The organism is Glutamicibacter sp. 2E12, from assembly GCF_050030965.1.
Taxonomy (GTDB): Bacteria; Actinomycetota; Actinomycetes; order Actinomycetales; family Micrococcaceae; genus Glutamicibacter.
Genome location: NZ_CP188297.1, coordinates 3,158,516 through 3,179,693 on the forward strand (window position 1 = coordinate 3,158,516; position 21,178 = coordinate 3,179,693).

23 protein-coding genes, 7 tRNA genes and 1 riboswitch are annotated in these 21,178 nt (G+C 60.7%); of the genes, 17 read left to right on the forward strand and 13 right to left on the reverse strand.

The window, feature by feature from the left end; all coding sequences use genetic code 11:
- Positions 1-125: 125 nt before the first annotated feature.
- On the forward strand, positions 126-1,166 hold the full coding sequence (zapE, locus tag ACP3TE_RS14790) for a cell division protein ZapE (protein WP_426734074.1): 1,041 nt from the start codon (positions 126-128) through the stop codon (positions 1,164-1,166).
- Positions 1,167-1,190: 24 nt separating this feature from the next.
- Here the strand turns inward: zapE and ACP3TE_RS14795 are convergent, their stop codons facing one another.
- The 9 genes from ACP3TE_RS14795 to ACP3TE_RS14835 all read right to left on the reverse strand — a co-directional run bounded on the left by ACP3TE_RS14795 (position 1,191) and on the right by ACP3TE_RS14835 (position 3,727).
- Positions 1,191-2,378, reverse strand: coding sequence for a benzoate/H(+) symporter BenE family transporter (locus ACP3TE_RS14795; protein WP_332498792.1), 1,188 nt, complete (start codon positions 2,376-2,378; stop codon positions 1,191-1,193).
- Between the two features lie 145 nt (positions 2,379-2,523).
- On the reverse strand, positions 2,524-2,733 hold the full coding sequence (locus ACP3TE_RS14800; protein WP_133834248.1) for an antitoxin: 210 nt from the start codon (positions 2,731-2,733) through the stop codon (positions 2,524-2,526).
- Positions 2,734-2,970: 237 nt separating this feature from the next.
- Positions 2,971-3,046: transfer RNA gene (locus tag ACP3TE_RS14805), tRNA-Gly, on the reverse strand.
- Between the two features lie 19 nt (positions 3,047-3,065).
- Positions 3,066-3,141 (reverse strand) — tRNA-Gly (locus ACP3TE_RS14810).
- Between the two features lie 45 nt (positions 3,142-3,186).
- Positions 3,187-3,258: transfer RNA gene (locus ACP3TE_RS14815), tRNA-Val, on the reverse strand.
- Between the two features lie 54 nt (positions 3,259-3,312).
- A tRNA-Gly gene (locus ACP3TE_RS14820) sits at positions 3,313-3,385 on the reverse strand.
- Positions 3,386-3,430: 45 nt separating this feature from the next.
- Positions 3,431-3,502, reverse strand: a tRNA-Val gene (locus ACP3TE_RS14825).
- 27 nt (positions 3,503-3,529) lie between these two features.
- Positions 3,530-3,600: transfer RNA gene (locus ACP3TE_RS14830), tRNA-Cys, on the reverse strand.
- Between the two features lie 54 nt (positions 3,601-3,654).
- Positions 3,655-3,727: transfer RNA gene (locus ACP3TE_RS14835), tRNA-Gly, on the reverse strand.
- A gap of 192 nt (positions 3,728-3,919) precedes the next feature.
- Here ACP3TE_RS14835 and ACP3TE_RS14840 point away from each other — a divergent pair.
- The 13 genes from ACP3TE_RS14840 (at position 3,920) to hisF (ending at position 15,170) form a co-directional block, all read left to right on the forward strand.
- Entirely contained in the window at positions 3,920-4,762 is an 843-nt protein-coding gene (locus tag ACP3TE_RS14840) for a PD-(D/E)XK nuclease family protein (RefSeq protein ID WP_402734775.1), read from the forward strand.
- A 93-nt stretch (positions 4,763-4,855) separates the two neighbouring features.
- Positions 4,856-5,419: a peptide deformylase gene (def, locus tag ACP3TE_RS14845; protein WP_402734776.1), complete on the forward strand. Its 564-nt coding sequence runs from the start codon at positions 4,856-4,858 to the stop codon at positions 5,417-5,419.
- Positions 5,420-5,422: 3 nt separating this feature from the next.
- Positions 5,423-6,355: a methionyl-tRNA formyltransferase gene (fmt, locus tag ACP3TE_RS14850; protein ID WP_402734777.1), complete on the forward strand. Its 933-nt coding sequence runs from the start codon at positions 5,423-5,425 to the stop codon at positions 6,353-6,355.
- Positions 6,352-7,875 (forward strand): RsmB/NOP family class I SAM-dependent RNA methyltransferase, encoded by a 1,524-nt coding sequence (locus ACP3TE_RS14855; protein ID WP_402734778.1) that lies wholly within the window; start codon positions 6,352-6,354, stop codon positions 7,873-7,875. The genes fmt and ACP3TE_RS14855 overlap by 4 nt, the downstream gene beginning before the upstream one ends.
- A 28-nt stretch (positions 7,876-7,903) precedes the next feature.
- Positions 7,904-8,566 (forward strand): ribulose-phosphate 3-epimerase, encoded by a 663-nt coding sequence (gene rpe, locus ACP3TE_RS14860; RefSeq protein WP_402734779.1) that lies wholly within the window; start codon positions 7,904-7,906, stop codon positions 8,564-8,566.
- Positions 8,567-8,607: 41 nt separating this feature from the next.
- Positions 8,608-8,745, forward strand: a riboswitch (FMN riboswitch).
- Positions 8,746-8,860: 115 nt separating this feature from the next.
- Positions 8,861-9,562 carry a nicotinamide riboside transporter PnuC gene (pnuC, locus tag ACP3TE_RS14865; RefSeq protein WP_105661574.1) on the forward strand — a complete coding sequence of 234 codons (702 nt, stop codon included), beginning with the start codon at positions 8,861-8,863 and terminating at the stop codon, positions 9,560-9,562.
- A 15-nt stretch (positions 9,563-9,577) separates the two neighbouring features.
- On the forward strand, positions 9,578-10,618 hold the full coding sequence (gene ribD, locus ACP3TE_RS14870) for a bifunctional diaminohydroxyphosphoribosylaminopyrimidine deaminase/5-amino-6-(5-phosphoribosylamino)uracil reductase RibD (RefSeq protein WP_105656720.1): 1,041 nt from the start codon (positions 9,578-9,580) through the stop codon (positions 10,616-10,618).
- A gap of 34 nt (positions 10,619-10,652) precedes the next feature.
- Positions 10,653-11,276, forward strand: coding sequence for a riboflavin synthase (locus tag ACP3TE_RS14875; RefSeq protein WP_105656719.1), 624 nt, complete (start codon positions 10,653-10,655; stop codon positions 11,274-11,276).
- Positions 11,276-12,523, forward strand: coding sequence for a 3,4-dihydroxy-2-butanone-4-phosphate synthase (gene ribB / locus ACP3TE_RS14880; RefSeq protein ID WP_105656718.1), 1,248 nt, complete (start codon positions 11,276-11,278; stop codon positions 12,521-12,523). The genes ACP3TE_RS14875 and ribB overlap by 1 nt, the downstream gene beginning before the upstream one ends.
- A gap of 36 nt (positions 12,524-12,559) precedes the next feature.
- Positions 12,560-13,051, forward strand: a complete 492-nt coding sequence (ribH, locus tag ACP3TE_RS14885) for a 6,7-dimethyl-8-ribityllumazine synthase (RefSeq protein WP_332594955.1) — start codon at positions 12,560-12,562, stop codon at positions 13,049-13,051.
- 72 nt (positions 13,052-13,123) lie between these two features.
- The gene (locus tag ACP3TE_RS14890; RefSeq protein WP_038991810.1) at positions 13,124-13,387 is read left to right on the forward strand and encodes a phosphoribosyl-ATP diphosphatase; all 264 of its coding nucleotides are present in this window, start codon (positions 13,124-13,126) and stop codon (positions 13,385-13,387) included.
- Between the two features lie 142 nt (positions 13,388-13,529).
- Positions 13,530-14,378: an ATP phosphoribosyltransferase gene (hisG, locus tag ACP3TE_RS14895; RefSeq protein ID WP_105656716.1), complete on the forward strand. Its 849-nt coding sequence runs from the start codon at positions 13,530-13,532 to the stop codon at positions 14,376-14,378.
- A 21-nt stretch (positions 14,379-14,399) separates the two neighbouring features.
- Positions 14,400-15,170: an imidazole glycerol phosphate synthase subunit HisF gene (hisF, locus tag ACP3TE_RS14900; RefSeq protein ID WP_105656715.1), complete on the forward strand. Its 771-nt coding sequence runs from the start codon at positions 14,400-14,402 to the stop codon at positions 15,168-15,170.
- A gap of 54 nt (positions 15,171-15,224) precedes the next feature.
- Here hisF and ACP3TE_RS14905 read toward each other — a convergent pair whose 3' ends face one another.
- From ACP3TE_RS14905 to ACP3TE_RS14920, 4 genes are all read right to left on the reverse strand, one after another.
- Positions 15,225-16,124 carry a PKD domain-containing protein gene (locus ACP3TE_RS14905; protein ID WP_402696020.1) on the reverse strand — a complete coding sequence of 300 codons (900 nt, stop codon included), beginning with the start codon at positions 16,122-16,124 and terminating at the stop codon, positions 15,225-15,227.
- A complete protein-coding gene (locus tag ACP3TE_RS14910) occupies positions 16,124-16,759 on the reverse strand; it encodes a DUF6318 family protein (RefSeq protein ID WP_133834239.1) in 636 nt (211 codons plus the stop codon). The genes ACP3TE_RS14905 and ACP3TE_RS14910 overlap by 1 nt, the downstream gene beginning before the upstream one ends.
- A gap of 229 nt (positions 16,760-16,988) precedes the next feature.
- Positions 16,989-17,621: a hypothetical protein gene (locus tag ACP3TE_RS14915; protein ID WP_402696022.1), complete on the reverse strand. Its 633-nt coding sequence runs from the start codon at positions 17,619-17,621 to the stop codon at positions 16,989-16,991.
- Positions 17,622-17,723: 102 nt separating this feature from the next.
- Positions 17,724-18,365 (reverse strand): TIGR03085 family metal-binding protein, encoded by a 642-nt coding sequence (locus tag ACP3TE_RS14920; RefSeq protein WP_286134102.1) that lies wholly within the window; start codon positions 18,363-18,365, stop codon positions 17,724-17,726.
- 134 nt (positions 18,366-18,499) lie between these two features.
- Between ACP3TE_RS14920 and hisI the strand changes: the two genes are divergently transcribed.
- The 3 genes from hisI (at position 18,500) to ACP3TE_RS14935 (ending at position 21,163) form a co-directional block, all read left to right on the forward strand.
- Positions 18,500-18,901, forward strand: coding sequence for a phosphoribosyl-AMP cyclohydrolase (gene hisI, locus ACP3TE_RS14925; protein WP_402734780.1), 402 nt, complete (start codon positions 18,500-18,502; stop codon positions 18,899-18,901).
- A 103-nt stretch (positions 18,902-19,004) separates the two neighbouring features.
- Positions 19,005-20,576 (forward strand): anthranilate synthase component I, encoded by a 1,572-nt coding sequence (locus ACP3TE_RS14930; protein WP_402734781.1) that lies wholly within the window; start codon positions 19,005-19,007, stop codon positions 20,574-20,576.
- On the forward strand, positions 20,573-21,163 hold the full coding sequence (locus ACP3TE_RS14935; protein ID WP_105656710.1) for a Trp biosynthesis-associated membrane protein: 591 nt from the start codon (positions 20,573-20,575) through the stop codon (positions 21,161-21,163). The genes ACP3TE_RS14930 and ACP3TE_RS14935 overlap by 4 nt, the downstream gene beginning before the upstream one ends.
- Positions 21,164-21,178: the final 15 nt, after the last annotated feature.

Below are 21,178 nucleotides of genomic sequence, written 5' to 3' on the forward strand. Positions count from 1 at the left end.
CGAACCCAGTGTGCTCTACGACATTTTCGGCAATGATTCGCCGCGTTCAAGGTAAACTGGCCGATGGGAAAGCCACGGCTTCCCGACCATTTCCTGAGCAATCAACTGAAGGACTCCCACAGCCAATGGCGACGATCACCCACCTGAGCGAGACCAAGCCGAATCTTTCAATCGAAGAACTGCTGGCCGGATTCCACCCGTCCTACCGCTTTGGTGAAGTGTCCTTCAATACTTATCGCCCGGATCCTAACCAGCCTTCGCAGACCGAAGCCGTCAATAAGCTCAAGGCTTTCGCAGAAACCGTGGGCAAGAACAGCTCCGGTTCGTTCCTCTCCAGGCTTTTCGGCAAGAAGAAGGAAACCAAGAACGGCATCTACCTCGATGGCGGCTTCGGCGTGGGCAAGACCCACCTGCTCGCCTCCCTGTGGCATGCAGCCCCGGGCCGCAAGGCCTTCGGCACCTTCGTTGAGTACACCAACCTGGTTGGCGCGCTGTCCTTCCGCCAGACCGTTGAAGTGCTCAGCCAATACTCTCTGGTCTGCATCGACGAGTTCGAACTGGATGATCCGGGGGACACCGTGCTGATGTCCCGGTTGATGCGCGAGCTGTCCGATGCTGGCGTGAAGCTGGCGGCAACCTCCAACACCCTGCCTGGTGCGCTGGGCGAGGGGCGCTTCGCGGCAGTGGATTTCCAGCGTGAAATCAAGACCCTGTCAGAGCAGTTCGACGTGCACCGCGTCGAAGGCGAAGACTTCCGCCACCGTGGCCTGCCCGATGCCCCCGAGCCCTTGGACGATGCGAGCATCGAGGCATTCGCCCTGGATCGCTACCCGGACAAGACCTTGGCCGATGACAACTTCGACGATCTGGTGGCTCACCTTTCGAAGGTTCACCCGTCGCGTTACCGCCAGTTGCTTTCCGAGACTGATGTGCTGGTTCTGCACAACGTGGATACCATCACCGATCAGGCCATCGCCCTGCGTTTCGTGGTTCTTGCTGACCGCCTGTACGACAAGGACGTGCCAATCGTTGCCTCAGGCAAGCCATTCAGCGAACTGTTCACCCCGGAAATGATGTCCGGCGGCTACCAGAAAAAGTACTTCCGCGCCGTCTCGCGCCTGACCGCTTTGGCTCGTGAAGGCCAAGTTGGAGAACCAGCGCTCTAAGCCGGAAACACCGGTCCCGCCACTTCATCGTCGAGCCCTGCGCTCGACGATGAAGTGCGTTAAGAGCCCTGCCACCAAGGCCCAGAAGGCTCCGCCGATCCCGAAGAGCGTGAGATTGCCGGCAGCGACCAGGACCGTGGCCAATGCGCTCAACCGCCAGGAGGAATCGGCCATCGCTCCGAGCAGCGCATTGGCGAGTGTTGCCAGCAACGCCAAGCCCGCCGCCGCCTGGAACAGCCCCTCGGGCGACGCGCTGGCCACCGATACGATCAGCGCGCTCAAGGCACCGAAGACCAAGTAGAACACGCCTGAACTCGCCGCCGCCCGCCAACGCAGCCGGGGGTCCGGGCCGGCCTGCTCTCCGGCAGCCAGCGCCGCGGTGATTGCCGCCAGGTTGATGGCATGCCCGCCGAAGAACGCGCCGCTAGCCGACCCCACTCCGGTCGCCAGCATGGTGGGGCGCCACGGCGCTGTGTACCCGAAGGAGCTGAGCACGGCCACGCCCGGAATATTCTGCGATGCCATCGTCACCACGAACAACGGAACGCTGATGCTGGCAATGGCCTGCCAGGAGAATTCAGGACTGACCCATTGCAGCTGCGGAAGAACTTCGAGTGAATCCCACGTCGCGGTGCGTCCAATATGCCATAGGCCGAACCCCACCGCCGCCAGCATGCTCAGCGCTACAGCGAATTTCGGAAGGATCCTGAGCCCGACGAAGAACACCAGGAGGATACCCAACGCGGGCAACGGGATGCTGGCCACGGCTGTAAATGGTTTCAGGCACAGCGGGATCAAGACACCGGCGAGCATGCCTTGGGCAATTGGGACCGGAATACGAGTGAGCAGCCGGTGCAAGGACGGTACCAGACCGGTCAACATGATCAGTGCGCCGCTGACGATGAATGCCCCCACTGCCTGATTGAACCCGAACACTCCGGGAGCCAGTGAGGCGAGCATCGCGGCACCGGGAGTGGACCATGCAATGCTGATCGGCTGGCGGTATCGCAGCGAAAGCGCAATGGTGCTCAGGCCTATGCAGAGGGACAGGACGAATAAGCCTGAGGCGGCCTGTTCGCTAGAAGCTCCGACCTGGAATAATCCGGCCAGTACGACGGCGAAGGATGCTACAAACCCCACCATGGTGGTGATCAATCCCGCAAGCACGGAATGGAAAAGGCCAGCTCCATCTGGGGGCGTGTGACGAGTCATACTCTTTTTCTACAGGGTGGCGCCGGTTGGCCGAAAATCGGCATGAATTAATTCCCCTGATATGACGTTAAAGCAGGGAAGGTACCGACCTCGGTCGGTACCTTCCCAGGATGCTCGGGCAAGCCGAGGGGAGTGCGTCGAGGAATTAGGCCTCGTTATTCTCGCCTTCGCCTCCGCCAAGGCCATTGAGGTAGTCGCCAGCGCCCTGCTGGACACCGTCTACCTGCTCGGCGAACTTGCCGCCGGTCTTGTCATCGACAAAATCACCAGCCTGTTCGATACCCTGGGATACCTGCTCCGGGTTCTCCTTGGCGAATTCCTCTGCCTTGCCACGCAGATCATCAAATCCTGCCATGCTGCACCTCCATTCGTCTGTGGGAACCCCTGTAGCTCCACAACTACTACCCACCCTAAAGGCTCAGGCCAACGCATGGAAGTGCATTAGGAACATTTCCCGAGTTGCCTCGGTGTTTTGCTGGTGGCTGTCAGATTGCACACAGGTTAGCTATTTACTAGTCAGGGAAGTGGTAGCCGCCTGGAATGATGGTTAAAGCAAAGATGGGAATCACGAAAAGTGATTCCCATCTTTATTTGGAGCGGTCAACGAGGTTCGAACTCGCGACCTCAACCTTGGCAAGGTTGCGCTCTACCAGCTGAGCTATGACCGCAAAACTATATTCAATTATTTGGAGCGGTCAACGAGGTTCGAACTCGCGACCTCAACCTTGGCAAGGTTGCGCTCTACCAGCTGAGCTATGACCGCATATATTTAATTAGTAGATCCATGGTCTGGTGAACCATGATTCCGTGCGCGATACTGGGATCGAACCAGTGACCTCTTCCGTGTCAGGGAAGCGCGCTACCGCTGCGCCAATCGCGCCGAAGATTCGCAAGGAATCTCGACAGAATTCAAAATTGCCTTATGAATTCACAGAGCGGTCAACGAGGTTCGAACTCGCGACCTCAACCTTGGCAAGGTTGCGCTCTACCAGCTGAGCTATGACCGCATATATTTAGTTATTAGATCCATGGTCTGGTGAACCATGATTCCGTGCGCGATACTGGGATCGAACCAGTGACCTCTTCCGTGTCAGGGAAGCGCGCTACCGCTGCGCCAATCGCGCAAAAAAGATCAAGCAATCTTCATTGCGAGGTGGGGACGGGATTCGAACCCGCGTATACGGCTTTGCAGGCCGCTGCCTCGCCTCTCGGCCACCCCACCATACTGACCGAAGTCAGAGTGACTAGTTTTACCTAGTCGGTGAATCTTTTTGCGAGCGGACAACGAGGTTCGAACTCGCGACCTCAACCTTGGCAAGGTTGCGCTCTACCAGCTGAGCTATGTCCGCAAAATGTGTTGTTTTCTGAACGTTTACGTTCGCTCCAACGAGTAAAAACTCTATACGAGTTTTCGCATCCCCACAAATCGAAACGCTGAGATCTGGTTCACATGGCCTAAAAACCGCGGAACTACGCGGAAAATTGATTTTTCCGTCTCGACTAGGAGCGAAGCAAGCCGAGCGCATGCCATGATCGTGTGCATGACGTCACCAAAACTGGCTATTCAAACAGACCTGGGCCGCATGTACAGCCGAAAAGTCGGCGGGGAAGCGATTGTCCCATCCATCACCACAGTCATTGGCATGGACAAGCTCGACCTCTCCGGCTGGGCCGGGTACATGGCGGCCAAGTCGCTTTCCGATGATCATCGGCTGGTGCAAGCGGTGGGAGACCCGCGCCAATTGCGCTCACTCGTGCGAGATGCAGCCGGTGCGGCCGAAGCTTATCGGGATTCCGCGGCCATGCGCGGGGACCGGGTGCATAACTACGCGGAGCAGCGCGCCCTGCAAGCGCTGGATCTGGAACATGACCTGGGCTCAGCCCAAGCCGCGCTCGAAGCGAATAAGGAGCTGGGCTTCGCACGCCACTTCGACCAATGGTGGGAAGACTACGATGTCCGGCCCCTTGCCGCCGAGGTGACGGTTTGGAATCACAGCGTCGGCTACGCCGGCACCATCGACCTGGTCGCCAAGATCGGCGGTCGAACCTGTCTCGTTGACTACAAGACCAAAAACACCGACCGCGACGGCTTCGTCAAGCGTCCTGACGACAAGGTGATCATGCAGCTCGCGGCCGCATGCAAAGCCGAAGAGCAAGTAGTCGATGCCGAACAAGGCACGTGGGAAGAGTGGGAGCACGGGACCGATGTCATGCTGCTCGCCGTAGCCCTGGGCGAGACCGGTGCGCGCACCTTCATGGCCCCGCCTCCAGCTTTGCCCGACTACTGGTCCAAGTTCTATGCCTTGCGCCGGAATTGGGAAGCCTCATTCAGGATCGCGCAGTCGCGTGCCTCACTGGCCGAAATCACGCCGCCAGCTCAATAAAGTCGCACGCCCACCGCGTAGACTGGAACGGTTAGCTTTCGGCATTGCGAAACCTAATACCAATGTCCACGGCAGGGAAGGTACCAGCGGATTATGGCGATTTTGGGAATTCGGATCATCGGAGACCCCGTTCTACGCACCCCGGCGCAGGAGGTGACCGACTTTGGCCCGGAGCTCCAGAAGCTCGTCGAAGACATGGACCAGACGATGGAAAACGTCACAGGTGCAGGACTTGCCGCACCGCAGGTCGGTGTTTCCCTGCGCGTCTTCACCTACCAAATTGGCGAAAAACGCGGACATATCGTGAATCCGGTGCTGGAGCTCAGCGAGGATTACCAGGAAGACCAGGTGGAGGGCTGCCTGTCCATCCCGGGCATTGCAGCACCAGTTCGGCGCCGGCGCTACGTCAGGGCCACCGGCTTCGATAAGCTCGGCAACCCGGTAGAACTCGAAGGCGCCGACATGCTCGCCCGCTGCTTCCAGCACGAAACCGATCACCTGGACGGCATCCTGTTCCTGGACCGGCTGGCACCAGAAGAAAAGAAAGCGGCGTGGCGCACCTTGCGGGCCAACAACTACTCGCAGACCGCTAACGCCACCGTAAAGAAACGTTCCGGAGCCCTCGGCTCCAGCTTTGGCGCAGGATTGGGGTTCTAAATCATGCGTATTTTATTCGCCGGCACACCACAGGTCGCCGTCACTTCCCTGGATTACCTGCACGAGGCCGGTTTTGAAATTGCCGCAGTGCTCACCCGTCCCGATGCCCCGTTGGGACGCAAACGCGTGCTGACCCCATCGCCGGTTGCCGCTCGCGCCGCAGAGCTTGGCCTGCCGATCATCAAGGCTGCCAAGATCACCGAAGAAACTACCGCCGAACTTGCGGCCTTGGACCTTGAAGCCGCGGCCATCGTCGCCTATGGAGGGCTAGTGCCGGAGGCGGCATTGGCAGTTCCCACCTATGGCTGGATCAACCTGCACTTCTCCTTGCTGCCGCACTGGCGGGGTGCCGCTCCGGTGCAGCATTCCATTATCAACGGCGATGACATCACCGGTGCAGTCACCTTCCAGCTGGAAACCGGACTGGACACAGGTCCGGTATTCGGACAGGTCACCGAGAGAATTGCTGAACTTGACACCGCAGGCATCATGCTCGAACGGCTCAGCCGGTCCGGCTCGAACCTGCTGGTGCAGACCTTGCAAGCTCTGGATTCCGGGCAGGCCATTGCCATTCCGCAGTCCGGATCGCACACCTACGCACCGAAGATTACCGACGTGGATGCGGAGCTGGACTTCACCCGGACCGCCACGGAGATCCGTCGGCGCGCCCACGGAACCACCCCGTCCCCGGGCGCCTGGGTCAAGGCCGAAGACAAGCGCTTCAAATTCGGTCCACTGCGTGAGCACCGCGAGATCGCCGACCTTGCGCCAGGCGAAGTGCGCATCGAGCCAGGCAAGCAGCCGAAGGTATACATCGGCACCGCCACCTGGGCCCTGCAGCCCACCGAAATCCAGCCTCCGGGCAAGAAAATGATGAACGCCAGCGACTGGGCACGTGGAGTGCTCACCCAGGGAACGAAAGTGAGCTTCGCATGAGCGGACAGGAACCACGCGGCGGATACCGCGACAATGAACGCCGCAATGAGCAGGGCCGTACCCGCAACCGCGGCCAGGCCGGCCCGCGCAAGTATTCGGCATCCGCACCCGGCCAGCGAAAGCGCGCGGCCGACCCGGCACGCCTGGTAGCTTTCAAGACCCTGCGTGAGGTATCCGGCGCGGATGCCTACGCCAACCTGGTGCTGCCGAAGGTGATCCGCGAATACCAGCTTGACCGCCGCGACGCGGGCTTCGCCACCGAACTGGCCTACGGGGCACTGCGCGGACAGGGGTTCTACGACGCGATCCTGACCACCCTGGTTGACCGTCCGCTGGCCGAGCTGGATCCGGCCATCCTCGATGCGCTGCGCCTGGGCGCCCACCAGCTGCTGGCCATGCGTGTGCCCAAGCACGCCGCCCTGGATGAAACCGTGTCGCTGGCTCGTGCGCAGATCGGCGCCGGCCCGTCCGGCCTGATCAACGCCGTACTGCGGCGCGTTTCTGCCAAGGAAGCCGATGAGTGGACTGAGCTGCTGGGCAATGCTGCCGCTTCGGAGTCCGAGCGGCTGGCCATCGAGCACTCGCACCCGGATTGGATTGTCCGTGCCTTGCGCGGCGCGCTGATTTCCCATGGCCGCGACGCCAGCGAACTCGAAGCCCTGCTGGAGGCGGATAACCTGGCGCCGCTGGTGAACCTGGTGTCCCTGCCAGGGCTGGGCGATCTGTCCGGCGCCCTGGAATCCGGGGCGGAACCGGGCACCTTGCTGGCTGATTCGGCCACCTACAAGCACGGCGACGTCTCGCGTGTGCCAGGTGTCAAGGAAGGCACCGTGCGTGTCCAGGATGCCGGCAGCCAGGTCATGGCCCGCGCCCTGGCTACTATCGAATTGCCCGAAGCCGGCGAGGACCGCTACTGGCTGGATCTTTGCGCAGGTCCAGGCGGAAAGGCGGCGCTGCTCGCAGCGATCGCCGTGCAGCGCGACGCCCGCCTGACTGCCAACGAGCCAACACCGCACCGCGCTCGCCTGGTCGAGAACTCGTTGGCTGCGGTGCCGCATGACTACTGGATGGTCACCGGTGACGACGGACGCAGCTTCGGCGGTCTGGACTATGCAGGGGACTACGACCGCATCATGGTCGATGCCCCTTGCTCCGGCTTGGGCGCATTGCGCCGCCGCCCGGAATCGCGTTGGCGCAAAGCCCCGCGCGACATTCCGGAACTGACCAAGTTGCAAGGCGAGCTGCTCGCTGCAGCCTTCAACGCGGTCCGCGTCGGCGGCGTCATCGGCTTCGTCACCTGTTCGCCGCATCAGGCCGAAACCCGCCTGGTTGTGGAAGACTTCTTGAAGCACCACGAAAACGCGGCACTGCTGGATACCAGCGCCGCGGTTTCCTCGGTGATGTATCAGGACGCGCCATCGGCAGGCCATGCACTGGGCGATGGGAGCACCGTGCAGCTGTGGCCGCACGTGCACGGCACCGACGCCATGTTCATGGCAATCCTGACCAAAAAAGCCTAGCCAAGCCCGAGTATTCCAAGGAGCATCCATGCGTAATGCGCGGATCAACCCGTCGATCCTGTCCGCCGATTTTGCGAACCTCGCTAGCGAGCTGGACCGCATCCACACTGCCGACGCGGTCCACGTGGATGTCATGGACAACCATTTCGTTCCCAATCTGACCTTGGGCTTGCCCGTGGTTGATGCGCTGCACAAGGTCAGCAAGCTGCCGATCGATGTGCACCTGATGATTGAGAACGCGGATCGCTGGGCCCCGGAATACGCGCAGCTCGGCGTGGATTCGGTAACTTTCCACGCCGAGGCTTCGGCAGCTCCTGTCCGCTTGGCTCGTGAATTGCGTTCCGCCGGGTCCAGGGCCGCCATGGCCTTGCGCCCGGCCACGCCGATCGAACCCTACCTGGACATGCTCGGCGAGCTGGACATGGTTCTGCTGATGACCGTGGAACCAGGTTTCGGCGGCCAGAAGTTCCTGGATCTGGTCCTTCCCAAGATCAAGCGTGCCCGGGCTGCCATTGACGGCAGCGGCAAGCCGATTGCGCTGCAGGTTGACGGCGGCATTTCACGCGACACGATCCTGCGCGCCGCCGACGCCGGTGCGGATGTCTTCGTCGCCGGTTCCGCGGTGTACTCGGCCCAGGAGCCATCGGTGGAAATCGATGTATTACGCAATCTTGCGCTGGGCGGTCACTAGCGGCGCACAAAGTGTGTCAGAATAAACTCAGTAAACACGAATACGTGCTCCGGGGTCGGTGAAAGTCCGAACCGGCGGTGATAGTCCGCGACCCGCAACCAAAGCCACAAGCTGAGGGAACGGTTGAACTGGTGAAATTCCGGTACCGACAGTTAAAGTCTGGATGGGAGAAGCACGAATTTGATATGCCTACTGGTACTGCCGATAGCCCGCACCGGGTCTATCTCCTAAAGCAGAGCCACAGGCCCATCAAATGCACACCCCCGGAGCCGCCGCTTCGAGAAGGGTGGAATGATGGATTTCCTGCGGTGGCTCATTGAAGCTTTCAACTCACAAATTGCGATCGGCTCGTCGGCACTTTTGGTGCGCGAAGTCGTAGGCAATATCTTCGGCCTGGCCAGCGCCGTGGGCGGCATGCGCCGCAAAGTCTGGGCCTGGCCTATCGGAATCGTCGGCAACCTGTTGCTGCTGACGGTGTTCCTGGGCAGCATTTTCGATACCGGATACACTGCCAACCTCTGGGGCCAAGCCGGCCGGCAGATCATGTTCATCGCCGTCTCGGTCTTCGGCTGGTACCGCTGGAAGCAGGCCAAGAACGGCACCGGTAGCGCCGTCACCCCTGAATGGGCTTCCAACAAGGCTCGCCTGGGCCTGATCGCCGTGCTGATCCTCGGCACTCTCGCAGTGACACCGATCTTCCGCCTCCTCGGCTCCTATGAACCTGTCTGGGCTGATGCATGGACCTTCGTTGGCTCGATGCTCGCCACGTACGGCATGGCCAAGGGCTGGGTCGAATTCTGGCTGATCTGGGTCGCCGTCGACGCCGTAGGCGTGCCGCTGCTGTTCTCCGCCGGCTACTACGCCAGCGCGTTCATGTACCTGTTCTACGGGGCATTCACCCTGGTCGGCTTCTTCGTCTGGGCCAAGTCCAAGCGCGACGCGAAACCCCAGATTGAAACCGAAATGCTCGATCCAACCATCTCGCGCCAACGCTGAAAGGGGAGCAGCACCATGATTACGACCCAGCAGCTCGACGCCGCATTGCGCACCGCGCTGGAAACCGCCGGACGCGGCCACCGCGGGGCCAACCCGCTGGTCGGCGCCTGCGTCCTGGATGCCGAGGGAAATATCATCGCCACCGGTTTTCATATCGGGGCGGGGCATCCGCACGCCGAGGTCGACGCACTGCGGCGCCTGGGCAAGATGCCTCCTGCCAAGGCCCGCGAACTGACGATGGTAGTGACCCTCGAACCGTGCAACCACACCGGTCGCACAGGTCCCTGTGCCCGAGCCATCGTGGAAGCCGGCATCGGGCAGGTGTACTACGCAGTCTCGGATAACACCGCCGCCAGCGGAGGTGCCGACTACCTGCGCAGCCACGGAACCCAAGCCACCCAGCTGGAGGATTTCTCCGCGGCGAAGCAGCTGAACCACCGCTGGTTCATCGCCAAGGCCGAAGGCCGACCGTTCATCACGGTGAAAATTGCCCAGTCGCTCGACGGCCGGATCAACGCACCGGATGGCACGAGCCAATGGATCACCTCCGAGGCCTCGCGCAACCACGCGCACACCCTGCGCTCCCGCGTGGATGGCATCCTGGTCGGCACGAACACGGCGATCATCGACAATCCGCGGCTGACCGCCCGCACTCCCGAGGGGCAGCTGCATGAACGCCAGCCCTTCCGCCTGGTCATGGGCGAACGCGATTTGCCAGCAGATCTGGCACTCGCCCAGGGAAGCGATTGGTCGCAGATCCGCAGCCACGACGTGCAAGAGGCCATCGCCCGGGCTAACGAGTTGGGCCTGGCCCACCTGCTGATTGAAGGTGGCGCCACGGTCGCCTCGGCCTTCATCGCAGCAGATCTGGCCGACGAAATCTACTGCTACCAAGCACCAGTGCTGATCGGCGCAGGCAGCTCATCGGTCAACATGCCAAGCACCACCACACTCAGTGACGCGCAGCGTTTCCGGCTGGATTCGGCCAGCAACGAATCGTTGACCCGGCTGGGCGATGATATTGCCCTGCATCTAGAACCGTTGCCCCGCGCCTAAGCGCCAGCAACCCCAAACTTTTCAAGGAGTAATCATGTTCACCGGAATTGTCACCGGCCAGGGAGTCATAGAAGGCATCGAGACCTTCAGCGGCAAGGATCTGGCAGTACTGACCCTGCGTGCCCCGGGCCACACCGAAAACCTGGGCCTTGGCGGTTCTCTTGCCGTCAACGGGGTCTGCCTGACCGCCACCGAGCTGGAAGGCGACACGCTCAGCGTCGACGTCATGGGCGAAACCCTGCGCCGCACCACCATCGGCGCCTTGAAAACCGGCGACCAGGTCAACCTCGAACGCTGCACCCCCGCCGGAGGCCGGCTCGATGGGCATGTGGTGCAGGGCCACGTAGACACCGTCGGCGAGGTGCTGGCCCGCGAAGACCACGGCCAGTGGACCACCTTCCGCATTGGAATCGACGCTGCTTACGCGCCGCTGACCGCGGAAAAGGGTTCCATTGCGCTGGACGGCATCTCGCTGACCATTACCGCAGTCTCCCCGGCAACGAATTCCGGTGGGCACTGGGTCGAGGTCGGCATCATTCCGATCACCCTCGCCGAGACCACCATGGGCACCCGCCAAGTGGGCGAGAAGATCAATATCGAGGTCGACGTGCTCGCCAAGTACGTGGCACGCCTGAATGAATTCGGTGGCCAGCAGTAATGGGCACCTCGACTTTGGATTCCATCCCTACCGCGCTGGCAGCCCTGGCCGCCGGCCGAGCCGTAGTGGTCGTCGACGACGAGGACCGGGAAAACGAGGGCGACATCATCTTCGCCGCCCAGCACGCTACGGCCGAGCTGATGGCCTTCACCATCCGCTACACCTCAGGGGTGATTTGCGTGCCCTTGGGCGCCAAGCGGGCCGACGCGCTGCGCCTGGCCCCGATGGTCGGCATCAACCAGGATGCCAAGGGCACTGCCTTCACCGTCACCTGCGACGCCGCCGAAGGGATCACCACCGGTATTTCCGCTGCCGATCGTGCGCTGACCAGCCGACTGCTGGCCGACCCGGCCACCGAACCGGCCCAGCTCTCCCGCCCGGGCCATATCTTCCCGCTGCGAGCTGCGGCCGGGGGAGTGCTGGAACGTCGCGGGCACACCGAAGCGGCGGTCGACCTGTGCCAGGCCGCCGGCTTGGAACCGGTTGGGGTGATCGGCGAAATCACCAAGGACGACGGTGAAATGATGCGCCTGGATGACCTGCGCGTCTTCGCAGCTGAACACAACTTGCCGCTGATCTCCATCGACGACCTGGCCCGCTGGCGCCGAGTCAACGACGAGATCGAGCTGACCGATCCGATCAAGCTGCCCACCGCCTTCGGGGACTTCACCGCCCGCGCTGCTACCGCAGAAGGCCACGAGCACGTCGTGCTCAGCCACGCCGGCCCCGACGGCGCTAAGCCCGGCAACCTGGTGCGCATCCATTCGGAGTGCCTCACCGGGGACATTTTCGGTTCCTACCGGTGCGACTGCGGCGAACAGCTGCATGCTTCAATGGAAACCATCGCCCGCGAAGGCGGTCACGTCATCTACATCCGCGGGCACGAAGGCCGCGGCATCGGCCTGGCCAACAAGCTGCGCGCCTACGCCCTGCAGGAAGGCGGCATGGATACCCTGGACGCCAACCTGCATCTGGGCTTCCCTGCCGACGCACGCGAGTACTTCGCCGTCGCTGCCATCCTCAAGGCCATGGGCATGGACGAAATCCGATTGCTGAGCAACAACCCGGACAAGCAGGAACAGCTGAATGACGCGGGAATCAAGGTAGCAGAGCTGATCGGCCTGCAGATTGCACCGCGTGAGCAGAACTCGGCCTACCTGCGCACCAAGCAGACGCGCTTCGGCCACCACCTGGATCTGCCCGATGCCGACGATGACCAGCAGGCCGACGCCTACCACGGCGCCTGAACCCCACGAATCCAGAAGAATAGAAGGAGCATCAAGATGAGCAAGCATGGCGCACCTGCCGATGTCAGCGAACAGCTGAAGGCCCTGGCCGTTCAGGAGAAGTTCTCACAGCTCAAGGTGGCCATCGTGGCCGCGAGCTGGCACGAGGTGATCATGAACGGACTGATTGACGGCGCCGAGCGCGCCGCCAAGGATGCCGGTCTGGAATCGAGCACCACCCTGGTCCGTGTACCGGGCACCTTCGAATTGCCGGTCGCTGCCTCCACCCTTGCCGGCGACTACGACGCGGTCATCGCGCTCGGCGTGGTCATCCGTGGCGGTACCCCGCACTTTGACTACGTCTGCTTGGCCGCGACCAATGGCTTAACCAATGTGAGCGTGGACACCAAAACACCAATCGGTTTTGGCGTGCTCACCTGCGATAACGAAGAGCAGGCCCTTGACCGCGCTGGCTTGGAAAACTCCAGCGAGGACAAAGGCTATGAAGCCTACTCGGCTGCCGTCATGACGGTAGCCGCACTGCCATAGCATTCGGGTGGCCCTGTCACAAAGGGCCACCAGAATGCAGCCCCTGCAGAGAAAACAGCTAGGATAAGTTCCGTGAAAACTTTTGACGAGCTCTTCAGCGAACTATCGCTCAAGGCACAATCCCGCCCGGAAGGCTCACGTACCGTCACCGAACTCGACTCTGGTGTCCATGGCATCGGCAAGAAGATCGTCGAGGAAGCCGCTGAAGTTTGGATGGCTGCGGAGTACGAAACCGATGAGGCCGCGGCGGAGGAGATCTCCCAGCTGCTGTACCACCTTCAGGTCCTCATGATCGCCAAGGGAATGACCTTGGCCGACGTTTACAAGCATCTATAGCCGTCGCGCGATTGCGGCCTGATCCACTGCCGATCAGGGCGCAGTCAACGCACGGCGGCAGAAACAACGGCCAACGAATTAATCCTTGGCGCTTGTTTATGGCTAATCGCCGCAGCGCCATTCATGACGAAATGAGTCAATAATGCTCCGCGTAGCCCTACCCAATAAGGGTGCCCTATCCGAAATCGCTTCCACCATGTTCAAGGAAGCCGGCTACCTCCAGCGCCGCGATTCCCGCGAACTGGTCCTGGTCGATGAGGAAAACCAAGTTGAATTCTTCTACCTGCGTCCGCGCGACATCGCAGTCTATGTCGGCCGGGGAATCCTGGACGTAGGCATCACCGGTCGCGATCTGTACCTTGACGCAGATGTCGACGACGCTGTCGAAGAGCAGCTCTCGCTAGGCATCGGGAAATCGGCTTTCCGCTTCGCTGCCCCGGTTGGCGCCTTCAACGATGCACAGCAGCTCAATGGCAAGCGCATTGCCACCAGCTATGACGTGCTGCTGCGCCACTACCTCGAAAAGTCCGGCATCCAGGCTTCGATCGTGCGCCTTGACGGTGCCATCGAATCCTCGGTCCGGCTGGGCGTGGCCGATGCCATCGCTGACGTTGTAGAAACCGGCAATACCATCAAGGCCGCTGGCATGGAGATCTTCGGCGATCCGCTGCTGAACTCCGAAGCAGTCATGATCGGCCGTGTCGGCCACAAGCCATCCGGCTTGGACGTACTGATCCGCCGCCTGAACGGTGTGCTCGTTGCCCGCCAGTACGTCATGCTCGACTACGACGTCCGCCGCGAGCTTGCCGACCAGGCTTGCGAGCTGACCCCTGGCCTGGAATCGCCAACCGTGTCGGACCTTGCAAACTCCGATTGGGTGGCCGTGCGCGCCATGGTCAAGAAGTCGCAGACCAATAACATCATGGACGAGCTGTACGAAGTTGGCGCCCGCGCCATCTTGGTCAGCCAGATCCACGCCTGCCGCATCTAAGTAGACAAGGAAAATTCGCTGATGAGCGTTGCAATTCGTGTTATTCCTTGCCTCGACGTTGACGCCGGACGTGTTGTGAAGGGCGTGAACTTTGCGGGGCTTCGCGATGCTGGCGATCCCGTTGAGCTTGCCCGTCGCTACAATGATGCAGGTGCCGACGAGTTGACCTTCTTGGATGTCACCGCATCCAGCGCGGATCGTGAAACTACTTATGAGGTCGTTCGCCATACCGCAGAAGAAGTTTTCATCCCGCTGACCGTAGGCGGAGGCGTCCGCGCTGCCGAAGACGTCGATCGCCTGCTGCGCAACGGCGCCGACAAGGCCTCGATCAATACCGCGGCGGTGAACCGTCCTGAGGTCATCAACGAGATTACCCAGCGCTTCGGCTCCCAGGTACTCGTGCTGTCGCTCGACGCCCGACGCACAGATGATCCGACGATTGCATCGGGCTACGAGGTTACTACTCATGGTGGTCGGACCGGCACGGGCATGTGCGCCGTAGCTTGGGCCAAGGAAGCGGCTGAACGAGGCGTGGGGGAGATCCTGCTGAACTCGATCGATGCTGATGGCACCAAGGATGGTTTCGATCTGGAAATGATCCGTGCAGTTCGCGCCGAGGTCTCGGTCCCGCTGATCGCATCGGGTGGTGCAGGAAAGCCTGAGGACTTCCCTCCAGCAATCGAAGCAGGCGCCGACGCTGTTTTGGCCGCCTCGATTTTCCACTTCGGTCCGAAGGACATGATCGCCAAGGTCAAACAGGCCATCCGCGAAGCTGGCTACCCAGTTCGCTAGGCACGTAAGCCGAAGGCCCAGCACCAAATGGAGCTGGGCCTTAGCTGTACCCGGCTAATCGTTGGCAATCAGTTCCTTCTCGGTCCGCCAGACGTCAATTTCAATAGGAACGCTGGCGACGGCAGCCTGGCCGGGTATAGCTTGCCACGCGCCACCATCGACGCTGAATTCTCCGCGGTAGAGAGTGGTCACCCCTACTTTGAATGTGCCAGTCTCGCTGTACGAATGACTCGTGGGGGTTTTATCTCTCAGCGTATGGTGAGGCATCGGATCTCCAGGGAAATCAAGATTTCGAGTAGTCCCATCGCCATAGTTCCAGTTCCACTGAATCGGTATTGCCCTGATACTTATATTTGAGCCAGAGAGGTTAGATGAGAAAGATTGGACTTCTTCGGTAGCCAAGAAATGCGTATTCCCGTTTCTTAGAGAAAATTTCTTTGGGTAACTCATTATTTTCGAAGGGAGTATTGGATATTCTTTGAATGTGTTTATATCTATCAATATTTCCTGGGTAATCGAGTCTTCAGGTAGGTCGATTTTTGGTGGGTTTCCGGCGCAGTAACGGTACTGCCGAACGACGTAACCTTGACTATCGATCACTTGGCGATATACCGGGGCCGCCCCATCTGGGCAATTTCCTTCCTCAGGAATGCTGATACAGAATCGCGCCTTCGAGCTTCTGGGGTCACAACTTTCGTAATCGCGTATGGAGAATTGCTCTTTAGGAGAAGGCTTCGAATGGGGTTGTTTTTTGGGTTGCGAATTTCGAGATTCCTCCTGATAGTTGAAATCTTTCTTTTCGTCGTGACTTTCGTGAATTGATTCGGGGCGCATGCGAATCCCGCGCTCATCTTGGTCTGCTAAACCGAGGGGTGCTTGTATGCCAAGAAGAGCTGGTAAGCCAACGGAAAATGTGAGAACTAACGACACTCTCATTGATACTTTCAACTTCATTATTCCGCACCGATAATTTCGTAAACTTTCCAGTCACGATCGAATTTCACGCCCACAGCTACAGTAGTTGGTTCTAGCTTGTCTAATTTAGAAGCAAGTTCATGTGGGGCGAGATAAATTTCTGCATTATCAGCTGTGTACTCGACAGTGACCGCCGCTAAGTTTTCCCCAGTTATATAGGCATCAAGAATCTTGGGGTGATGTTTTCCACCGACCTGCCATTTACCTAATTCCTCCGCTTCTGTCGCTTCATCGATTATTGAAACGCCACACACAATACATTCTTTGGTGGTTACCTTTTTTAGAGGCGCCGCATCGTTAGTTTCGATGGAATAGTTCACTAGATCAAAATAGAACTTGGTGAAGGCGGCTGCTCCGTCCTCGCTGTACTCGCCCGCAAGTGCTGGCCGTTCCGGGACAGGAACATTTTCTGCGGGTCCATCGGCTGAGGCAGGCTTGTACTTGAGGCTTTCGGCCGGCGACGGCTTCTCTGCTGTCGAAACCGGATTCGGTGACGTCTCGATAGCGGCGGACGGTGAGGTCTTTGGCCCTTCAGCGTTCCCGGCGTTGCAGCCTGATAGTGCGAGCGCAACAGCTGCAACGGACGCGACAACTGCAATTTTCCGAGTGTCCATTCGAACTCTCCATGATCATTGGGAATGCCAGGTTGTGCGCCATCCTATGCCCGTGTTTCAAGAAAGTGGAGAGTTTTCGAGGAATCTGTGGAAAACTCAGGGCAGCTAAATCCCGAATCCCAACTACCTGTAACCACGTTTGATGACGGACTGGAGTGAAACGATGCGGCTGGCGACGTTTGATTTCAGGACTCATGGAATCGCCTAGCCTGAAATCAGGCACGTTCAATTAGCTGAGCGGTGCTTTACTCGGGGGACTCTCAAGCGCGATGGCAGAAACTTTCCATCCGTTGTCGGTGTATTCAAGTCCCATGGTGATTTCACCCAGATTTTGTTCTTCGACAATGATGTTTTCCTGATCGGGACGAAGGCGCGAACGTTCAGACAAGGTCAGCTCGCCCATCAGATAAGCAGAATTACCGTCAAACCGGACGATATAGTCCGTGTGCAGGAAGTAGTAGCCGCCGGTTTGCATGTATTCCGGACCTGTTCGGAGGTCTTCTTGCTCGCGGAAGGTCTTCCAGCACTGTTCCGCTTTGCATGTTCCGGTAACTATCGGGGTGAAATCGGCGGAGTCTTGGTAGATGATTTCATAATTGAGCAAGTCGAAGAAGTACGTTGCGGCGTCCTGGACTCCGTAATCCGATTTTTCATACGTGATATCTGCCGACTCCGGAAGCTCCAGTTCGCTTGATGGAGGTGCCTGCGTGGTACTTGAAGCAGTCGGCAATGAAGCCGAGGACGCCGGATCGGCGGGAGCGACTGAAACGAAGAGTGCTGAAACCAGGGCAACCAAGACGAACGCGGGCACGATGGCGATAGCGACACTGGGGTAATGCTCAAGGACTCTGCGCGTGTTCATGGCCAAGCTCCAGACCTGTTGGATATCGATTGCTCGAAATCCTAGGCCGGTGCGACGCGAACTTGGACGGCACACCCACGAATGTGGATAACCAAGGGAGCTTTATAGCCCTGGCTTGAAGCCCTTGACGATTTCCAATGCGGTTTCCCCGCCTTCGAACAAGACCAGGCTCTGGTCGATGCGGCCGAACGAGTACATCATCAGCTCGGTGACCGGGCCGGTAATCGAAACAGCGTTCGGAGCCTTCTTGGCGACATGACGCTGGCCATCGGGACGCGTCAGGATGATGCCAATTGGCGCATGGCGGAACAGCAGGCGAGACATGCGGGTCAGCGACTGCCAGAGCAGTTCGGTGTACTCGGTGTCCAGGACCCGCGGAGCCCACTGGCCGCGGGCACGCCGCACATCTTCGGTGTGGATGAAGAACTCGGAGAGGTTCGCCGACTGGTTGACCTTGTCGATGGCGAAGGGCGAGAAAGCGGGCGGACCCGATCGGAAGCTGCGGACCAACCCGGCATAGCCTTCGGGAGTCTGCGCCGCGATCACCATTTGGTTCTGCTTCGCCTCGAGCTTCTTGGACAGCGGTTTGAAGAACATGCCGGCAGAAAGCAGTGAGCTTTCGCGCAACACAAGGTGAGCGGCGAGATGGCGGGTCTGCCAACCGTCGCAAAGGGTGTCGGCGGTAGGTCCTGCCGCAAGCAGGGTCTCGGCCAACGCAAGTCTGGAAGCCTGAACTAAGTGCATCACTTCTGAAACTAGCACGCTCCAAGTGACTAATTGTGCAAGGTGAAAGTGGTGTCGCCAAGACGGCGTGGCGCGTCGACGAGCGGTACGTCACAGGTCTCTGGATTCCGCGGAAAACCAGTATGCTAATGGTGATGTCTACTTCTAACGACGGCTCGAATCCGAGCCCTGAATCCCATAGCCTCGACCCGGCTATTGCCAGGCGTCTCAAGCGAGATGCCAATGGCCTGTTTGCTGCCATCGCGCAGCAGTACGACTCCGGGAAAGTGCTGATGCTCGGCTGGATGGACGATGAAGCGTTGCACCGCACGTTGACCACTGGCCGGGTCACCTTCTACTCCCGTTCCCGCCAGGAGTACTGGCGCAAGGGCGACACCTCCGGCCACTTCCAGTTCGTGAAGTCCGTTGCCCTGGATTGCGACGGGGACGCGCTGCTGGTGCAGGTCGACCAGGTAGGCGCCGCCTGCCACACCGGCACCGAATCCTGCTTCACCGATCGTGAATTGCCGGCCGTCGTGGACCACCGCCCCGAGTAGGACTTTCGAAGCACCGGCACACGCGGTTGGCTAGCGCCGGGAATGCCGCGCCCAGCTGCGCATCGCAGCACGCGCTCGAAGAATACGTAGAAGAAGAACACAGATGAAAACCCTTGGCAAGATTTCCCCGTCCCGCGAGTCCTTCCGCGCCATGGCCGCGAACCGTCGTGTCATCCCCGTGACCATCACCGTGCTGGCTGACTCGCTCACGCCCATCGGCCTCTACCGCACCCTGGCGCAGGGCCGCCCGGGCACTTTCCTGATGGAATCGGCTGCCCCGGGCGGTGTCTGGAGCCGCTATTCCTTCATTGGAGTGAACTCCCCGGCAACGCTGAGCACCCGTGGTTCAGAAGCCTACTGGCAGGGCCATGCGCCAGCTGGCCTGCCTGCCGGCGGTGCGGGCGTGGAGGTCTTGCGCGACACCGTGCGCGCGCTGAAGACCGAACCCGTTCCCGGCATGCCTCCCTTGACCGGCGGCATGGTCGGCTTCATCGGCTGGGAATGCGTGCGCCACTGGGAGAAGCTGCCCAACCCGCCGGCCGATGATCTGAACCTGCCTGAGCTGAGCATGAACCTGGTAGCAGACATGGCTGCCCATGATGCGGCCGAAGGCACCGTCACGCTGATCGCCAACGCGATCAATTTCGATGGCAGCGACGAGAATGTCGACGACGCCTACGACCGTGCCGTCACCCGCCTGCAGGCGATGCTCGACCAGCTCGCGGTGCCGGTGGATTCGGCCGCGGCGGTGCTCACCGGTACCGATGTGCCGCGCGAAACCCTGATGGAAGCTGTCACCCACTCCTGGGATGAGAACGAGTACCTCAAGGCGCTGGCCAAGTCCAAGACCGCGATCGTGGACGGAGAGGTCTTCCAGATCGTCGTCTCGCGCCGCTTCGAGCTGGAAACGCAGGCCGACGCGCTGGATGTCTACCGCGTGCTGCGCGCGACTAACCCGAGCCCGTACATGTACCTGTTCAACTTCGTCAACGAGCACGGCGAACGGTTCGAGATCGTCGGATCCTCGCCCGAAGCGCTGGTCACCGTCAACGATTCGCACGTGGTCACCCACCCGATCGCCGGTTCCCGCCCGCGCGGGGCGAACTACGAGGACGACCAGTTGCACGAGAAGTCGCTGCTCAACGACGAGAAGGAGCGCGCCGAGCACCTGATGCTGGTTGACCTTTCGCGCAACGACCTCTCGCGGGTCTGCAAGGCCGGCACCGTGGAAGTCACCCAGTTCATGGAGGTCGAGCGCTTCAGCCACATCATGCACCTGGTCTCCAATGTGGTGGGCAAGACCCGCGACGACGTGGACGCCTACGACGTGCTGGCCGCGACCTTCCCGGCCGGCACGCTCTCCGGCGCACCGAAGCCCCGCGCCCTGCAGCTGCTGGACGAGTACGAACCGTACCGCCGCGGCATCTACGGCGGCGTGGTCGGCTACCTGGACTTCGCCGGCGACATGGACATGGCCATCGCCATCCGCTCCGCCCTGCTCAAGGGGGAACGCGCCTATGTGCAAGCCGGCGGCGGCATCGTCAACGACTCGAAGTTCGCCGACGAAGCCCTGGAAACCGTGAACAAGGCAGCCGCTCCGCTGCGCGCCGTCTGGGCTGCGCAGTCGATGCGTGCGGCCCACAACATCAACACCGAATCAGGTGAAACGAAGTGAAGAAATTGACCAGCGCCCGCACCCTCGCCCTCTTCGGCATGGCCGGCGCACTGATCGGCCTCTGGTCGGCCACCCGCACATGGATCACCGTCGATGTGGCCTCCAGCTCCGTGCAGATCCCGCAGATCGCCATCGACGGCGCCACCGCGGCCGCCTCGGTCACCGCGGTCTCCGTGGTGGTGCTGGCCGGTTCGCTGGCGCTGCTGATCGCCGGGAAGATCGCCCGCTACATCATTGCGGCGATCTGCCTGCTCGCCGGTGCCACCGTGGTTGCCGCCGGCCTCGGGGCGCTGCGCGATCCGCAGGCCGTCGCCTCCACTACCGTGGCCGAAGCTACCGGATTGGCCCAGAACGTCGGCGAGTACACGCTCAGCGCGTGGCCAGCGGTGGCGGTGTTCGCCGGAGCGCTGATGGTGCTGCAGGCCGTGCTGGTGTTCGTCTTCGCCGGCCGCTGGCCCGCCAAGGCCAGCAAGTACGATCGGCAGGCGGCAAGGTCCAGCGCGGAGCCCAAGGACCAGTCCTCGCGCAACATCGCCAGCTGGGAGCAGCTCTCGGACGGCGAAGACCCGACTGCTGGCCGGAAATAACCCGGGCGGATCGTG

Coding starts and splice junctions, on each gene's coding strand:
- ACP3TE_RS14915 (WP_402696022.1), bottom strand. CDS start 17,621: ATGAACACGCGCAGAGTCCTTGAGCATTACCCCAGTGTCGCTATCGCC.
- ACP3TE_RS14795 (WP_332498792.1), bottom strand. CDS start 2,378: ATGACTCGTCACACGCCCCCAGATGGAGCTGGCCTTTTCCATTCCGTG.
- ACP3TE_RS14800 (WP_133834248.1), bottom strand. CDS start 2,733: ATGGCAGGATTTGATGATCTGCGTGGCAAGGCAGAGGAATTCGCCAAG.
- pnuC (WP_105661574.1), top strand. CDS start 8,861: ATGGATTTCCTGCGGTGGCTCATTGAAGCTTTCAACTCACAAATTGCG.
- ACP3TE_RS14855 (WP_402734778.1), top strand. CDS start 6,352: ATGAGCGGACAGGAACCACGCGGCGGATACCGCGACAATGAACGCCGC.
- fmt (WP_402734777.1), top strand. CDS start 5,423: ATGCGTATTTTATTCGCCGGCACACCACAGGTCGCCGTCACTTCCCTG.
- zapE (WP_426734074.1), top strand. CDS start 126: ATGGCGACGATCACCCACCTGAGCGAGACCAAGCCGAATCTTTCAATC.
- ribD (WP_105656720.1), top strand. CDS start 9,578: ATGATTACGACCCAGCAGCTCGACGCCGCATTGCGCACCGCGCTGGAA.
- hisI (WP_402734780.1), top strand. CDS start 18,500: ATGTCTACTTCTAACGACGGCTCGAATCCGAGCCCTGAATCCCATAGC.
- ACP3TE_RS14910 (WP_133834239.1), bottom strand. CDS start 16,759: ATGGACACTCGGAAAATTGCAGTTGTCGCGTCCGTTGCAGCTGTTGCG.
- ACP3TE_RS14875 (WP_105656719.1), top strand. CDS start 10,653: ATGTTCACCGGAATTGTCACCGGCCAGGGAGTCATAGAAGGCATCGAG.
- ACP3TE_RS14905 (WP_402696020.1), bottom strand. CDS start 16,124: ATGAAGTTGAAAGTATCAATGAGAGTGTCGTTAGTTCTCACATTTTCC.
- hisF (WP_105656715.1), top strand. CDS start 14,400: ATGAGCGTTGCAATTCGTGTTATTCCTTGCCTCGACGTTGACGCCGGA.
- hisG (WP_105656716.1), top strand. CDS start 13,530: ATGCTCCGCGTAGCCCTACCCAATAAGGGTGCCCTATCCGAAATCGCT.
- ACP3TE_RS14920 (WP_286134102.1), bottom strand. CDS start 18,365: ATGCACTTAGTTCAGGCTTCCAGACTTGCGTTGGCCGAGACCCTGCTT.
- ACP3TE_RS14840 (WP_402734775.1), top strand. CDS start 3,920: ATGACGTCACCAAAACTGGCTATTCAAACAGACCTGGGCCGCATGTAC.
- ribB (WP_105656718.1), top strand. CDS start 11,276: ATGGGCACCTCGACTTTGGATTCCATCCCTACCGCGCTGGCAGCCCTG.
- def (WP_402734776.1), top strand. CDS start 4,856: ATGGCGATTTTGGGAATTCGGATCATCGGAGACCCCGTTCTACGCACC.
- ACP3TE_RS14930 (WP_402734781.1), top strand. CDS start 19,005: ATGAAAACCCTTGGCAAGATTTCCCCGTCCCGCGAGTCCTTCCGCGCC.
- ribH (WP_332594955.1), top strand. CDS start 12,560: ATGAGCAAGCATGGCGCACCTGCCGATGTCAGCGAACAGCTGAAGGCC.
- rpe (WP_402734779.1), top strand. CDS start 7,904: ATGCGTAATGCGCGGATCAACCCGTCGATCCTGTCCGCCGATTTTGCG.